Origin of the sequence: Leeuwenhoekiella sp. ZYFB001 (assembly GCF_011784865.1) — a bacterium.
In the GTDB taxonomy this organism is placed as follows: domain Bacteria; phylum Bacteroidota; class Bacteroidia; order Flavobacteriales; family Flavobacteriaceae; genus Leeuwenhoekiella; species Leeuwenhoekiella palythoae.
Genome location: NZ_CP050460.1, coordinates 529022 through 544841, shown reverse-complemented (window position 1 = coordinate 544841; position 15820 = coordinate 529022). Strand labels below are relative to the sequence as shown.

Genomic DNA, 15820 nt, shown 5'->3' with positions numbered 1-15820 from the left:
TTATGCTTCTAATTTATAAAGTATGGGGTTAAACGCTTTTGAGACGACCATCACCTGATCGCCCAAGGTAAGCGCTTCGGCTTCGTGATGCTGCACCACTACTTTAACCACTTGCGTATGAATGCGAACACTCACGACGCTGATGATCTCTTCCTTTTCAACCTTGACAACCACTCCCGGAAATTTGAATTTTCCACTTAAATTTTGATTGGTAAAGACTGTATCAGGAGAGCCTATTTTACTGATCTTTCCTTGTTCTAAGTAGACCACCTTGTCAGCCAACTTGATAATTTCGCCTACCTCGTGAGATATTAAAATTGTGGTTAGATCGTAGCGCTCTTGAACACGCTTTAAGTATTCATGAAGTTTAAAACGTATGGTATTATCTAGCGCTGCAAAGGGTTCGTCAAGCAATAATAGTTTTGGTTTTTGTACCAAGGCCCGCGCCAGCGCCACTCGCTGTTTTTGTCCGCCGCTTAGTGTTTCAGGCTTGCGGTGTTGCAGTTGCTGCAACTCCATCACCTCTAGAAGTTCGTCAATAGTGTTAGTGCCATCTTTTTTTCCTTTGGCAAAAATCAGATTCTCTAAGACCGTCATATGACCAAACAAGGCATAATCCTGAAAAACAAAACCTATACTGCGCTCCTGAGGTTTTTTATTTATTTTTTTTGAACTGTCGTACCAGACTTCATTGTTTACAACGAGACTTCCACGATCTGGAGTCATCAATCCGCTGATCATTCTTAAAGTAGAAGTTTTCCCCGCGCCAGACGCTCCATAGATCGTGGTAAATGCACCGGCTTCTAAAGCCAGTTTCAGTTCAAGATCAAAACTACCTGCTCCCCCATCTAATGTTTTAGTAAAATCAATCTCGATCATTTATAAAGGCTTTTAAAATGATTTCCGTTCACGAGATACACGACAAGTAAAATGCAAAAAGTAATCGCAAAGAGAATAAAAGAATATAAATGAGCAGCATCGTAATTGAGGGCTTCAACCTCATCATAAATCGCGATAGACGCTACTTTTGTTTTTCCCGGAATATTGCCACCTATCATCAGCACTACTCCAAATTCACCCACGGTATGTGCAAAAGACAATACAATACCAGTAAGTAATGCTGGTTTGATCTGCGGAAGTTGCACTTTGAAAAACGTTTCCCAAGTGGATTTCCCCATCACATAAGCAGCCTCTGTTACTGATCGCGGAATGCTGCTCAAACCTGACTGCAGCGGGTGAACCATAAACGGCAAACTATAAAGTACAGACGCGACGGTCAAACCCGCAAACGAAAAAACCAACTTAACACCCAGCCACTCGTTGAGCCAATTTCCAAAGAAATTATTAGGACTGAAAGCCATTAAAAAATAGAACCCCAAAACCGTGGGCGGTAACACCAGCGGCATACTCACCAGCGTCTCGATGACAGGTTTAATTTTAGCTTTTGTAGTGCTTAACCATCGGGCCAAGGGTAATGCAACCACTAGCAAAATAAAAGTGGTAAGTACCGCTAGTTTAAACGTGAGGATAAGAGGTTCCCAATTCATAAACCACGTAACATTACTTCGTTTAACTTGATCATCGCGATCACCTTTTTGCTTTCTTGCAGTTCTAAACGCGATGCAGAATCTGTGCTTATGATAGCTATGAGCACACCGGCATCTGACTGTAATTTGAGTTTAGTAAGTAACGCTCCTTTTTCTACGGAAACAATACTTGCAGGAATGCGGTTTTGCAAACTGATCTGCGGCACTTCTGCAGTGGCAATGATCACCTCGGTTTCTTTAAAAAGTACAGCAACCGGAGCTTCAGATTGAAGATAGGTTGCAGTTTCAGGCGTGTCGATCACGATGGCTTTTAGCTGAAGTTTAGGTATAACTTCAACCAGCACCAAACTAAGATTGCCGTTAACTTGAATGGTTTTTATATTTCCGTTGAAACTATTCACCTACCGAATATCCAAAATCTTGAAGAATTTTCTGTGCTTCTTCGGTAAAAAGGTAAGCATAAAATGCTTCTGCCTGTTGTTTTTTTGCTGCATCCTGTGAGATCCTCACAACCCCTTGCGCTATGGGTTTGTATAAGGAATCGGCTACCGGCGCCCAGAATCCTTTGGTTTTTAAAGAAGGTGCTTTTACTACCGAAAGTGCGGTAAATCCTATTTCGGCTGCGCCGGAAATAATAAACTGATTGGTTTGTGCGATGCTTTCACCATAAACCAACTTATCAGCCACAGCCTCCTCCAATTGCAATGTGCTTAACGCAGCAACCGCTGCCTCTCCATAAGGCGCTGTCTTTGGATTGGCCAAAGCAATATGTTTGACCGCATTTGATTGAAGCGTCGCAAATTCAGGTTTTAATTCGCTACGCAACGTCCAGATAACAAGTTTACCGTATGCGTAAATTCTAGGGGATGTTGCCGCAATACCAGCATCGTAAACCTCCTGCGGATATTTCAAATTTGCCGCAACAAAAATATCGTAAGGTGCTCCCGCTTTGAGTTGTGCCGTTAATTTCCCCGAAGAACTGATCACCAATTCACAAGGCACCCCTGTATCTTTAGTAAAATCGTCTGCCAACCGCTGCATTGCAAATTGCATATTAGCAGCGGTGGCAATGGTAAGTTTAGGAGTATCATTAACTTCTTTACAGGCTGTAAAAGCCGCAGTAAAAAGAAACAGGAAAATGTAAATCCGTTGTAATTTGCACATACCCGAAGGTACTACAATCGGTGCAACTGCATCAATACCCCTGCGCTTTTCTTTTTCTTTTTCGGTCTTGATACCAATGCCTTTTAGCGCGGTAAATAGAGAGTAAGGCTATAATACTCCAGATCACATTGGTAACTAAAGACGGAATGGCTTTATAATAAAAGCAATTGACCGCAATCAACATTCCTCCTACTAGGTTCATTAAAATACAATAAGTACTAAAATCTTTGTTTTTTATTAGAGTAAGTGCATACGAGAGGACTACAAGAAAAGAGCCCGCCCATCCTGAAATATCGATGAGTAACTTCATAGCCTTTAAAATTTGGAACGTTCTATTCGTTTATAAGGAGTTTATCCATTCGGGTTTTAAAATCAGCTTCCGCCATACGGGCTTCAAGCTGTTCTAATTGTTCAAGCAATAAGGTATTGTGTTCAAGCATTTCTTCAAGCGCTTTATTACCGGCTTCCCAATAGGCTTCTAAAACAGGTAGTTCTTTTTTGGCTTTTTGTGATAAAACCAGGTTATACCTGCGGTTATCTTCAGGATCCAGATTAGAATTGATATAGCCGCGTTTTTTCATTTTATTTATAAGTTTTACGATCGCCGGATGCGAGAGCTGTAACGCCTCTGCAATTTCGGTTACCGTCATCGTTTCATTTTTCTGAAGAAGTAAAAAGATCATATGCCAATTGGGCTCTATCTCACTGTCGTGTTCTCTATAAAAATCCCGAGTTTGATACATAAAAGCATCACTCAATCTTTTTAATCTACCGGTTAAACCGGCGTAGCCCATTTCAATCAAAAAATCTTCACTCATCCTAAATATGTAACTGGTTACACAAATGTATATTTTTATTATAGTTCATTTATTAATTCAGCGTTAAATTTTTAAGTGATTTTTGGAGACTTTGTAAGAGCTATTTTACAGGAAAATCAGACCAAGTATTTTTTTCAATAACAATACCGCAAGCCTTTAAATTAAAGGATTGCCGAATATAGCACACTGATGAGTAAAATAGGCAGAAGCACTATAAAAATGGGCAAGATCAAATTTAAAAATGCTTTAAAGAGACCTACATTTTGCACTTCTGAAATACCGATCAAAATGAGAACAAACGACCAAATAGATAAAACTATTTCACAAAAAACTGAAGTGTAATAAATCACTTTATCAAAAGAGCTTCCTTTGGTTAAATCTAAATCCTCTTGAAAAACTGCTTCGCCATAAATGGCTATTTGAAGCATTAAAAATACTAAAGCTGTAATAGCAGGTAGCATTCCATAAGCCAAAACTCTTACTAGTTCTTTACTAGAAGCACACCCTCCTATCCACTTGCCAGTCCAGCTTAACAGCGCTGCGTACAAATGATAAGAGATCCAACCAAAAAGCGCTCCACCAAAGACACTAAATCCAATTACGGAAAGCAAAGACAAGCTATCACCAAGATTTTTTTCAATAGCACGATCAAAGGCATTAAAAATACCCGCTAAAAGCAACAGCGTTTGTACAAAATCATCAATTCCGCGCTGATGCATATACCTGAATACCCGGCGAGGAGATCGCCATATTTTGATGAATAATTCGCGATGCGTAAAGGTCTCTAATTCGGTATAAGCGGTAGTATTAGTCATAATTCTTAATCCAAAATGATGTAGATATTAAAAGCATCTAAAGTTAGGACTTAATTAAAAAAGCGGCTCTAGAGCCGCTTCTACTATTCTAAAAAATCTTCCCTAGCCGGATTAAACGAATCGATTAAAATTCCTGCTTCTAGACATTTTGCTCCGTGTGGCGCGTGCGGCGGCACATAGAAGCCGTCACCAGCTTCTAACAGTTCTGATTTCCCATTGATCGTGATCTCAAATTTTCCCGAAACTACATAGCTGCCTTGAGTGTGCACATGGTCGTGCACGCTGCCTATAGCTCCTTTTTCAAACTTGACACTTACAACCATTAGATCGTTGTTGTGTGCTATAATTTGTCTTGTGATCCCATTATCAGCCTGCTCCCAGGCATTTTTATCTGTTTTAAAAAATACGTCGCTCGTTGCTTTTGTGCTCATAAGGTTACTTTTTGTTCTGCATAAATTCTATCCCTGCGATTACCCCGCGTAATTCTGCCAATCCTTTTAAACGGCCTATCGCAGTGTACCCCGGATGTGCGAGCGGTTTTTTGAGGTCGTCAAGCATCTGATGGCCGTGATCAGGTCGCATAGGTAATTGCTTCCCTCTTTTCTTTTCTACTTCTAAAAGAGCGTGGACTACAGCCGGCATAGGTACATCGCCCTCCAAATGATTATCCTCAAAAAAGTTGCCCATCGCATCTCTCTTAGTACTTCGCAAATGAATGAAATGTATGTGGCTGCCGTAATCATTGATCATTTGCACCAAATCATTATCTGCACGGGCTCCGAACGAACCAGTGCAAAAGGTGACCCCGTTATATGTGCTGTCGTTATCTTTTAGTAAACGCGCAATATCTGAAGCTTTACTCATTATTCTAGGCAAGCCAAAAAACGGATGCGGCGGATCATCAGGGTGAATCGCCATAGCTACTCCTGCGGCTTCAGCGACTGGTAAAATTTCATCTAAAAAAAGCTTTAAATGCTCCTGTGCTTTAGTCTCGTCAATTGAAGCGTATTTATCAATAGCTTCCTGTAATCCCTCGAGACTGTATCCTTCTTCAGCGCCCGGGAGACCAGCGATGATCGCATCCTCCAACTTCTGTTTTTCTTCGGTTGAAGCCTTATCAAAAAAGTGTTTTGCTTCGGTTAATATCTTTTCATCATAATCTTTTTCTGCGTTTTTTCGCTTCAGCATAAAACAATCAAAGGCCGCAAGATGCGCCCAATCAAAGCGTAATGCAGTCGCGCCATTTTTTAACGGATAAGCCAATTGGGTGCGCGTCCAGTCTAATACTGGCATAAAGTTATAACACACTACCTCAACCCCTATTTCACTAAGATTAATGAGCGACTGTTTATAGTTATCTATATGCTCCTGAAAAGCTCCGCTTCGGGTTTTTATAGGTTCAGTTACCGGAAGGCTTTCTACAACTTTCCACGCAAGTCCCGCGGCTTCAATTTCGGCTTTGCGTTGTTTTAAAACCTCAACAGACCATAGCGCACCATTTTCAATTTCGTGCATCGCGTGAACCACACCGGTCGCTCCTGCCTGCCTAATATCTTGTAGCGTAACGGGATCTTTATGCCCGTACCATCTCATCGTTTGTATCATCTCTACTTGCTAAAATTAAACTCCGGCAAAAGCCTTAAAACCACCATCAACAGTCACTACGGTTCCGGTTACAAAATTGGCCGCATCGCTGCACAACCAGTGGATAGCACCATTGAGTTCTTGCGGATCGCCAAATTTACCCAAAGGCGTATGTGCTATGATTTTTTCGCCACGATCGGTAAGGCTTCCATCGCTGTTTGTGAGCAATTCGCGGTTTTGTTCCGTTAAGAAAAACCCCGGAGCCAAAGCGTTTACCCGAATGGGGTTCTCCTGTTTTTGTGCAAACTCGATGGCTAAGAACTGGGTTAGATTCTCGATTCCTGCCTTTGCCGAAGCATAGCCCATCACACGCGTTAACGGTAAATGCGCTGCTACCGAAGAAATGTTCAACACACTACCTTTTTTTGACTTTTCTAATAACGGAAGAAATACCTGCGTAGGTAAAAAGCTGCCTATATAATTCAGATCTATCACTTTGCGCATTTCTTCTACATCAGCATCGGCAAGGCTTTGCTCTGGAAGAATTAATGCGCCTTTCATATTTCCACCGGCAGCATTGATCAATACATCTATGTAGCCCAAATGATTCTCGATTGTGTCCTTAGCTGCTTCTAAAGCCTCTTTACTAGTCACATCTGCAACAACGCCCGAAGCTTGGTCTCCCTCTTGTTTGATGCTATCAACCAGCGCGTCTACCTTGCTCTGATTGCGTCCCAATACGACTACGTGAGCACCGGCTGCGGCTAATGAACGCGTCATAGATTCACCCAAAACGCCCGTAGCGCCGCTGATGACAATTATTTTGTTTTCTACTGAAATCAAAGATTTCATACTATTTATTTTTGGTTAGTAATTAGTCTTTCAAGGTAACAATTTCTACCTCCAAAACTTGAGGTTTAATGTAGTTTTCTAGCTCCAAATCCTGTCTGGCAATTTCTTGCAAAGCCAGTGACGCAATCATCTTTGCACCGGTGTAGGACAAGTGCGTATCATCGTGTTTTCCATTTTGATAATAAGGATTTTCGCCCGGTTCAAAATGTAAGTGAATGGATTCAGACTTTTCAGGACCCAACTTTCGCTCTAATCGCTCCGTCAGGAATTGCATGTCGATAAACGGAACGTCTAAATCATTGGCCACCATACGTACCACCAACGGATAATTTCCATGCGTATCTTCAAGTGTGCCGTGCTCGTTAAACTTGCGTCGAACAATAGAAGACATTAAAATTGGGGTCGCTCCCGCTTCTCGTGTCTCCTTCACATAACGCTCTAGATTGTATCTGTACTGTGTAAACGGATTGGTATAGCGCGTACTGTCTTTAAACTTCTGATCATTATGACCAAACTGAATGAATACAAAATCGCCTTTTTTTAAGGTTTCTAGTACGATTTCCCAGCGCCCTTCCGTAATAAAACTTTTACTGCTACGTCCGTTCACCGCGTGGTTACTGACTTCAATAGCATCGGTGAGCAATTCCGGAAGCACTTGACCCCAGCCGTGTTCAGGATTTTCCTCCGGGTTTTTCTTATCAGCCATTGTAGAATCGCCAATAAGATACAGCGTAGGTTTTTCTTGCGCGCTTATTACCGAAAATGTGGCTAAGGTTAAGCAAAGTACTAGTTTTTTTAAATGCTTCATCAAGTCTATTTTAAAATTGAAATTTGTTTATCTGGGTCCCAATGGTCTTTGCCGCCGAGAACTTTTTCTTTTGTGTATTGCAGTGCTTCCTCTTCGTAAAGCTGATGTGACCACCACACCCGTTCATCAGGGTTCGCACCGGCTCCTGTAGACTGAAATTCAGCATAAACAACTGTGCGCTCTTTATGCGGAAACATAGCATCACTGTCCCATACATTCCATCCTTCAGGCATTATGTGATCGCCCAGTTTACTTTCTATAAAAACCGTTTTAGCATACGGGCGCCACGGCCTTCCTAAATATACCTGATCTACGCCTTGAGCTGCGGTAAGGGTGCACTGTTTTAACACATACCCGTATTCTTGAAACTTAGGCGTTGACGCAGCGGTGACATACGAATTTGATAGACTACGAATCTCACAAGCTTCAAAAAATGCTGTTGCCTGCCCAAAAATAAAATCGGTTGTACCTTCAATATAACACGAATCAAACAGCATACGATTCCCCTCTCCCGCGGTGTAGACCGTATCTTGACAACCCAAAATCTTGCAATTTTTGAAAATCGCTCTATCTGCTGCAACGTGTAAGGCTACAGCCTGCCCCTTCTCACACCAAGTATTCTGAATGGTTAAATTTTCAGCATAAAAATCTTGACCTTCCACTTTCAACGTGTATGAGGTAAAGGTGTTGTGTTCCTTATTAGATAAAGAATCTAGTTTACCCGAATAATCAGAATTCACAAGAACTACTTCGTCTCCAGGCATTCCTATAAGAGCAATTTTACGTTTCCAAGCCGGGATCTCAATCTTTTCATTATAAACGCCTTCTTTGATCAGAATTTTGACAAATCCGGGACCTAGATCGCGTGTATTACTAATCGCTTCCTGAATACTTTGATGATCTCCACTACCGTCCTGAGCCACGGTAAGGATTTTATAGATTTCTGAACTTTCTGTATCGAAAACCCGATCTAAAAAAGATAAACTATACTGAAGCGTTTTATCAAACCAAGGTTGAACTAGCCAAAACGAATGTGGTGTGCCCGGTAACGTACGCACCTCATTATATATATCGTGCTGATTTAAAATCTGAAGCATATCATCACGGCCTGCGTGAAAACGTGGCTGTGTACTGTTGATAAAAAGGGTGGGCGGCGTTTTTGTATTTACATAAGTTAAAGGTGAAGCTTCCTCCCAATGTTTTAAATTTTCAGAACGCGAACCGTTGAGCCATTGCGCTGCGACTTCTCCTTCTTCTGATTCCGGATGTGTAAAAGATACAATTCCGTCAACATTTATAATCGCCTGTACCGCATCTGAAGTGGTATCCTGTGGATCTTTATACAGTTCAGAGTTTCCGGTAACACCTACCAAAGTAGCTAGTTGTGCTCCTGCCGAATTGCCTAAAATGGCTATCCTGTTTTTATCAATCTTAAACGCTTCAGCTTGATCTCGAATCCAGCGAATTGCCGCTTTGAGATCTTTAACCGCTGCGGGATATATTGCTTCGGTACTCAATCTGTATTCTACGGTGACAGCAACATAGCCGTGGTTTGCTAATTGTAACGCTAAAGGCCTGACATTAGCCTTGCTCCCGCTGATCCAACCCCCGCCGTGAACCAATAAGACGGCCGGATACTTTTCCGCCTTAGCGGTAGGGATATAAACGTCTGCCTTTAGTTCTCGACCATTGACACGCTCATACGCCAGATCTTCTAAAACTTTGAAATCACCTGTTTTTAGAGCTTCTATTGGTTTTATAAAAGGATATTCCTTTTTGAGTTTTTCATAAGTCGTCTCTAAGGTATAAGGTTTGACTTCGATGGGCTTTTCCTGTGCAGAAAGTTTCAATGCAGTGCAAACCATCAAAATGAAAAATATCAGACCGTAACGTGTTCTCATCATAAAACCATTTAAAAAGCAGAAAAAAGCTTAACCCAAAATGGGTAAGCTTTTTTCACGCTCAATTAAAATTCAAAAATTACTGGTATGCAGGATTCTGTTCAAAGTCATTATTTTGATTCAAGTCTAAAGCACTTTGCGGAATAGGTCTCAAGATCTTGAGTTCGCCGTTTGCACCATTAAAATTACCTTCTTCAACAAGATAGTGGTATGCCGAAGCTCGCTCGATCAACGTACCGGTACGCTTCAGGTCAAACCAGCGGTGATATTCACCCATAAGTTCGCGCCCACGCTCATCTAAAATATAGTCGATATCAAATTCCGCCAGAGTAGCATCAACTACGCCTGCACGCTCACGCACATCATTAAGAAAAGTAAGACCGGTTCCTGGTTGACCAGCTTGTAAATAAGCTTCTGCAGCGATCAAATACGTTTCTCCCAAACGAGATAATACGATATCTCTTCTACTTGTGTTTTGCCCAAACGGAGCCTCAGGATCATCAAATTTCTTAAGCGGAATGGTTTGATAATCATTAGTAGGATTTGCTGAAGGCACATAACTTCCGTAAGGGTGATACGTTGCTTCAGGGTGTTCCGCCATGTATGCATCTTGATCTGCCTGAGTGGCTTCCCAAGCCGGAGCATAGTAATGCGCTACCGGAAGTGTACTGGTATCATCAACATCATAAAAGTCAAAATAACGACTATACACTTCAGTCATAAAAGTAGCAGCATACCGCTCGTCATTTTCGGTAAAAAGGTCTATTGCAAATTGTGTTGGACACAAGGTGTAGGTACGGTAAGGTGCGTCACCGGCAACCTCGCTTCCGCCTTGATACGGACCAAAATAAGCCGTTTGCTGATGCCCTAGATCAAAAGGCGCTGTACTTACTGAAGCAGGATCATATTGTACCGAAAATAAGGTTTCTTCCTTTATAGGATAGGTAGGATTTCCCGGCGCCCATAATTCGGCGAAAGATAGATTTAAGCCTTGCCCTGCAATCGCAGCTTCCGCATAAGAAGCAGCTGTAGTAAAATCTGCAGTAGAACCGAAGCTTTCATAGCCTCTAGTCAAATACACTTTGGCTAACAGATGATTCACTGCACGCTGATTTACTTTTCCCTGATATGTTCCTGAACCTACTTGGTTTAACGCAGCTTCTAGTTCGCTAATGATAAAACCATAGATATTCTCAGCACTTTCTCTAGAAAATTCTAATACCGGTTCTCTAAAATATTCTGTTATTAATGGAACACCTCCATAGGTTTGCACTAATAAAAAGTAGGCATTTGCGCGTAGGTATCGTACTTCACCTAACTGCTGATCAAGTACATCTGTAGATTCGGTTAAATCTGCGTAATACACTGCAGTATTTGCTAACTGAATGGCTCTGTATGCATTGTCATACAATTCTGCCACACCTGAAGAAGACGGATTAAGGTCAGAATATCTGCTCAATCCTGTGGGTTCTGCATCACGTCCTTCGGCAAAAAGATCTGTTCCACAAACGTAGATCCAAGGTGCATTACCGTACAATTCACGCAATTGTGAATAATTAGCATTGATTAGCGATTGATAGCCTTCACCGGTAAGATAAAATTCTTCGGCAACGGCAAAAGATTCATTTTCTTCTTCTAAAAAATCTTGACAACTGATCACCGTAAACAAAACAGTGAGGCAGCTTAATATATAGGTTATCTTTTTCATCTTCTTAAAATTTTAAATTAAAGCCTAACTGATACGTCACAGAAGCCGGTCTACCTGTGTTTAAACTCGCTCCTGCCCATTCTGGGTCATAGCCTTCATAATCTGTAAATACAAATGGGTTAAGCACGTTTGCATAAACACGCAATGATGTAAAGCCTAATTTTTCTAAGGCGCCATCACCCAGATTATAGCCTAGTGCAATGTTTTTCACTTTTACAAACGATGCATTCTTGTAATAGCCTACGCCATTGTTTCTCCAAAAAGAACCTTCGTTACGTGGCTGCGGATAGGTATTAGATGCTCTTGCCGGTAAGCCCGCATCATTAGCAGGAACATACCAGTCTATATCTAATTTTTGACGCCCACGATCACGTGTATCGGCAAAATTAGAATGAAAATTACTGTACACTAAAACTCCTTGCGTTACAATTACAGAAGTAGAAAGGTCAAAGTTCTTTACACGTAGCGAACTGAAGAAACTTCCGGTCCAATCAGGGTTAGAAGAACCTAAAATGATACGGTCACCATCTGGTGTATATTGACCGTCATTGTTAACATCAAGCAATTTCTCCTGACCTTCTTCCATCCCGTAGCCTGCTGCTTCATCGGCTTCATCTGCCTGCCAGATTCCGGTGAATTTGTAGTTGTAGATCGCATCTAGGGATTCTCCAATAAATAAGTTGTTCCCTATATCATCTACTTCGCTCTGCCCATAAATGGTGCGCAGCTCGTTAGTATTTTTAGTGAACGTAAATTGGGTCGTCCAGGTTACATCTTCGGTCTGAATATTTCGGGTAGTTAGAGCAAGTTCGACACCGCTGTTGTTTACCGAAGCTACGTTTGCATTAATGTTAGAAAACCCGGTTTCGCTAGGAAGATCTTGTGTAAATAATAGATCGTCAGAAAGTCTGTCGTAAACATCAACACTACCGGTGATACGATCATTTAAAAATCCAAAATCAACCCCCACGTTAAATTCGCGAGTACGCTCCCAACGTAACGCCGCGTTAGCGATTTGCGTTGAGATAAATCCGTTAGAAACGGTACCGGCATAATCGTAATAGGTTTGTGAATTCAATGTGTTTAATGAAGAATAAGGATCAATGATATTGTTACCAGTATAACCAAAACTAGCACGTAATTTTAAGTTGCTTACCGTTGTTGATTCTGCTAAGAAATCCTCGTTAGAGATATTCCAACCCACCGCTGCTGACGGAAAAGAATCCCAGCGATTGTCTTCTGCGAATACCGAAGAACCATCCCATCTGTTAGATAGGGTTAATAAGTATTTATCATCAAATGAATAATTTAAACGCAATGCATAAGAGCGCAGCGTATTCTTATTGAATCCAGAACCAATATCATACGTACTTTGCTCTCCGCTGCCAATATTATAAAAACTGGTATCAAAAGGCATATTACGAGAAGCCGAATACGAATTTTCGTTACGATTAGAGAAAATACTGTAAAGCCCCAGTAAACTTACATTGTGCTTTTCATCAAAAGTTTTATTGATGTTGAACTGATTGTCCCAAGTGTAATTAAAATTCTGGCTTTGATCTAAGCGCGCAGAAGGCAAATTGTTATTACTGGCACCGGTATTGGTAAGTGCGCCCCAAGATCTTCCGCGTCGCGTATCTGTATAACCTGCGGCAAATGAGGTTTTGAATGATAGCCAATCTGTTGCTTGATATTGAAAATAACTGTTTCCAATCACGTTCCAACGGCGTACGTTATCGATTGAGTTGTTGATTTCTAAAAGCGGATTGTAGGTACTGGTTTTATTGATGATAAAATCTCCATTTTCATCCACTAATTTTCCAGGTTGTGGAAAAAGCGTAACTCCATCTAAATCATAAGGATCTAAAAATGGATTTAATCGAAATGCTTCACGCATAGCGACATCAGAACCTTGATCCTGATCGATCAAAGTAACCGTAACATTGGTACCTAAAGTAAACTTATCATTGATGTTGTGATCAACACCAAGCTTTAAAGTATATTTATTCAATTCTTCATTATCGATGTTTCCTGTTTCATTTTGATAGCCAATGCCTAAGTTATATCCCAAACCATTTTCTGCTCTTCCGGAAGCATTTACGTAGGTATTTTGCTGAACACCTGTTTTTAAAACCGCATCATACCAGTCAAAAGATTGATTAGCAGCTACACGTCTTAAAAGCTCCTCGTTAGAACCATTACCACCAACGGCATTCGCTAATGTTTCGGCAGAAACAGCGCCTGTGTTAGGATCCGTTCCGGCGGTAGCTAAATAAGCAGATTGGTGATAATCCCACCAAGTTTGTGGATCCATTAATTTTGGTAAACGTGCTACATCTTTAACACCTACAAAAGACTCCACACTCACAGTTAGTCCGCCTTTTGCACCTGCACCACTGCGTGTGGTTACGATCACAACCCCGTTAGATCCACGAGAACCATAGATCGCAGTAGATGAAGCATCTTTTAAGATGTCCATTCGCTCAATGTCTTGCGGATTTAAGAAATCAATGTTATCAGTAGGAACGCCGTCAACTACAAAAAGAGGATCACCGCCACCGCCAATTGAATTCTGACCACGAATGGTGATATTAAAACCATCACCAATACGACCGGTAGAGTTACTTACCTGCACCCCGGGCACTAAACCTTGTAAAGATTCAACGGGATTGGTTATGTTTCTTTCGGTTAGACTTTCAGAACCTATAGTACCTACGGCACCTGTTAGATCTGATTTTTTTACAGTTCCATAACCTACTACGACCACTTCATTTAAAGACTGTACATCTGTCTCCAACGATATCGTAAAGGTACTTTGAGAACCCACGGCTACATTTTTAGTAAGAAATCCCACATAGCTCACCACTAAAGTGGCATCATCTCCGGGTACTTCTAGCTGAAAATTACCGTCAAAATCTGTTACCGTAGCATAACTGGTTCCTTCAACTACAATATTTACACCGGGCAACGGCATGCTGTCATCTGCAGAAGTAACCGTACCGGTAATCGTGCGTGTGTCCTGAGCAAATCCAGGTACCGAAAAAAGGCAGCTTGCCAGCACTAAAAGCAAGCCAATCTTTTTTCGAATAAGAAAATTTGTGTGTGTATTTCTCATCATGTTAAATTTGATTGTTTCTGTTTGTAATTGTTTCTGTTTACTTTTCTCCGTATTTCTCGTTATTAATAGTTGTATTTACATAGTTTATAGGTTCGCAATTTTCAATCTTCAATGGAGTCGCCGCATTTTTGATGCTTACATTTTTCAAGCTGATTCCCGTCACCGGCTTTTCTTCTCTACCTTGAATCAACAGCCCGTATTTCCCTCCATTTTCTACCGTAACATTTTCTAAGTTGATGTTTTTTATAGTTGGAATAAAGTCCCCTTCTTGAGTTCCGTAGATGCCATAATATGTATTGATCTTAAGCACCGCTTCTTTTACCTGACCGACTTCAACATCCTTCACATAGACGTTTTCAACAAAACCACCTCTCAACGTGTTCGTCTTAATTCTTATGGCTCGATCCAGATTTGGACTGTTCATCGTACACTCGCGTACAAATACGTTACGTACCCCAGCGGAGATTTCACTGCCCATAACCACACCACCGTGACCATCTTTCATATCACAGTTTTCAACCACAATGTTCTCACTAGGAATATTTACACGACGACCATCACCGTTGCGTCCAGACTTTATTGCGATACAGTCATCACCAGTATTAAAGTTGCAATTGGTGATGTACACATATTTTGAATATTCAGGATCGCAGCCGTCATTATTAGGACCGTGGCTGTTCACAGTAACCCCGTCTACGGTTATATATTTTGATTTTAGCGGGTGAATGACCCAGAATGGCGCATTGGTAAAAGTCACTCCTTGAATCAAAACATTTTCACACTCCAGCGTTTGCAAAAACAAAGGGCGTAATTGATGGCCTTCTCCAAAAATGCGCTCTTCGACCGGAGTACCATCTTCGATCATTGTAAAAAGCGTAGGTAAATTATGTTCATCTTTTTGCTGTGGCTCTCCCTCTTTATGCCCATAACGCTCTGCACCACACCACGGCCACCAATTCTCTGAATTCGCCTGACCATTAAAAGTTCCACTGCCTGTAACTGCAATGTTTTTCTGCCCTTTAGCATAGATGAACGGAGAATAATTCATGATTTCCATCCCCTCATACGAAGTATGCACTGCCGGTAAATAAGCGCTCTTATCTGTGGTAAATAAGACTTCAGCATCAGCCTCTAGGTGTAAATTCACATTTGATTTTAAGTGAATTGGCCCTGTTAAATACATTCCTTCAGGAACTAAAACTTTACCACCGCCCGCCTGATTGCAAGCAGCAATAGCAGCTTTAAAAGCTTCCGTATTTATAGTTGTTCCATCTGCTACACCTCCGTATTCATTAATATTGAACACCGAATCCTGAAAAGTCACTGTCCCGATTTCTTCGATAATGGCGTCAGCCTGTGCCCAAACATCTTCTGTGTGAGCTAAATCTGCTTTAGGTTGCTCATTTTTATTTTTACAGGAAACTGAAACTAAACCAACCGCAACTACGGTTAGAAGAAGGTAGCGAAATCGATTTCTTAAAATGGGTAGCATAGATTAATAAACT

15 protein-coding genes are annotated in these 15820 nt (G+C 41.2%); all 15 read right to left on the bottom strand.

All coding sequences use genetic code 11. The features are described from left to right. Positions 1-879 (bottom strand): ATP-binding cassette domain-containing protein, encoded by an 879-nt coding sequence (locus tag HCN54_RS02345; protein ID WP_167596376.1) that lies wholly within the window; start codon positions 877-879, stop codon positions 1-3. After that, entirely contained in the window at positions 876-1547 is a 672-nt protein-coding gene (gene modB, locus HCN54_RS02340) for a molybdate ABC transporter permease subunit (RefSeq protein WP_072983913.1), read from the bottom strand. Before modB ends, HCN54_RS02345 begins: the two co-directional genes overlap by 4 nt. After that, a complete protein-coding gene (locus HCN54_RS02335; RefSeq protein ID WP_167596375.1) occupies positions 1544-1948 on the bottom strand; it encodes a molybdopterin-binding protein in 405 nt (134 codons plus the stop codon). Before HCN54_RS02335 ends, modB begins: the two co-directional genes overlap by 4 nt. Next, positions 1941-2711: a molybdate ABC transporter substrate-binding protein gene (modA, locus tag HCN54_RS02330; protein WP_167596374.1), complete on the bottom strand. Its 771-nt coding sequence runs from the start codon at positions 2709-2711 to the stop codon at positions 1941-1943. The genes HCN54_RS02335 and modA overlap by 8 nt, the downstream gene beginning before the upstream one ends. A 31-nt stretch (positions 2712-2742) precedes the next feature. Further along, positions 2743-3021, bottom strand: a complete 279-nt coding sequence (locus tag HCN54_RS02325) for a CBU_0592 family membrane protein (protein WP_167596373.1) — start codon at positions 3019-3021, stop codon at positions 2743-2745. 22 nt (positions 3022-3043) lie between these two features. Beyond that, positions 3044-3529: a MarR family winged helix-turn-helix transcriptional regulator gene (locus HCN54_RS02320; protein ID WP_167596372.1), complete on the bottom strand. Its 486-nt coding sequence runs from the start codon at positions 3527-3529 to the stop codon at positions 3044-3046. A gap of 161 nt (positions 3530-3690) precedes the next feature. Next, complete coding sequence (locus HCN54_RS02315) at positions 3691-4344, bottom strand: Yip1 family protein (protein WP_167596371.1); 654 nt, start codon at positions 4342-4344, stop codon at positions 3691-3693. Between the two features lie 83 nt (positions 4345-4427). Then, positions 4428-4775, bottom strand: a complete 348-nt coding sequence (locus tag HCN54_RS02310) for a cupin domain-containing protein (protein ID WP_167596370.1) — start codon at positions 4773-4775, stop codon at positions 4428-4430. 4 nt (positions 4776-4779) lie between these two features. Continuing rightward, positions 4780-5949 carry a mannonate dehydratase gene (gene uxuA, locus HCN54_RS02305; protein WP_167596369.1) on the bottom strand — a complete coding sequence of 390 codons (1170 nt, stop codon included), beginning with the start codon at positions 5947-5949 and terminating at the stop codon, positions 4780-4782. A 15-nt stretch (positions 5950-5964) separates the two neighbouring features. Further along, a complete protein-coding gene (locus tag HCN54_RS02300) occupies positions 5965-6780 on the bottom strand; it encodes an SDR family oxidoreductase (protein ID WP_167596368.1) in 816 nt (271 codons plus the stop codon). Between the two features lie 22 nt (positions 6781-6802). Further along, complete coding sequence (locus HCN54_RS02295; RefSeq protein ID WP_167596367.1) at positions 6803-7588, bottom strand: rhamnogalacturonan acetylesterase; 786 nt, start codon at positions 7586-7588, stop codon at positions 6803-6805. Between the two features lie 5 nt (positions 7589-7593). Beyond that, positions 7594-9492 (bottom strand): pectinesterase family protein, encoded by a 1899-nt coding sequence (locus HCN54_RS02290; protein ID WP_240924932.1) that lies wholly within the window; start codon positions 9490-9492, stop codon positions 7594-7596. Positions 9493-9568: 76 nt separating this feature from the next. Then, complete coding sequence (locus HCN54_RS02285; RefSeq protein WP_167596366.1) at positions 9569-11197, bottom strand: RagB/SusD family nutrient uptake outer membrane protein; 1629 nt, start codon at positions 11195-11197, stop codon at positions 9569-9571. A gap of 4 nt (positions 11198-11201) precedes the next feature. Next, positions 11202-14315, bottom strand: coding sequence for a SusC/RagA family TonB-linked outer membrane protein (locus HCN54_RS02280; protein ID WP_240924931.1), 3114 nt, complete (start codon positions 14313-14315; stop codon positions 11202-11204). A 37-nt stretch (positions 14316-14352) separates the two neighbouring features. Further along, positions 14353-15807: a glycoside hydrolase family 28 protein gene (locus HCN54_RS02275; protein WP_167596365.1), complete on the bottom strand. Its 1455-nt coding sequence runs from the start codon at positions 15805-15807 to the stop codon at positions 14353-14355. Positions 15808-15820: the final 13 nt, after the last annotated feature.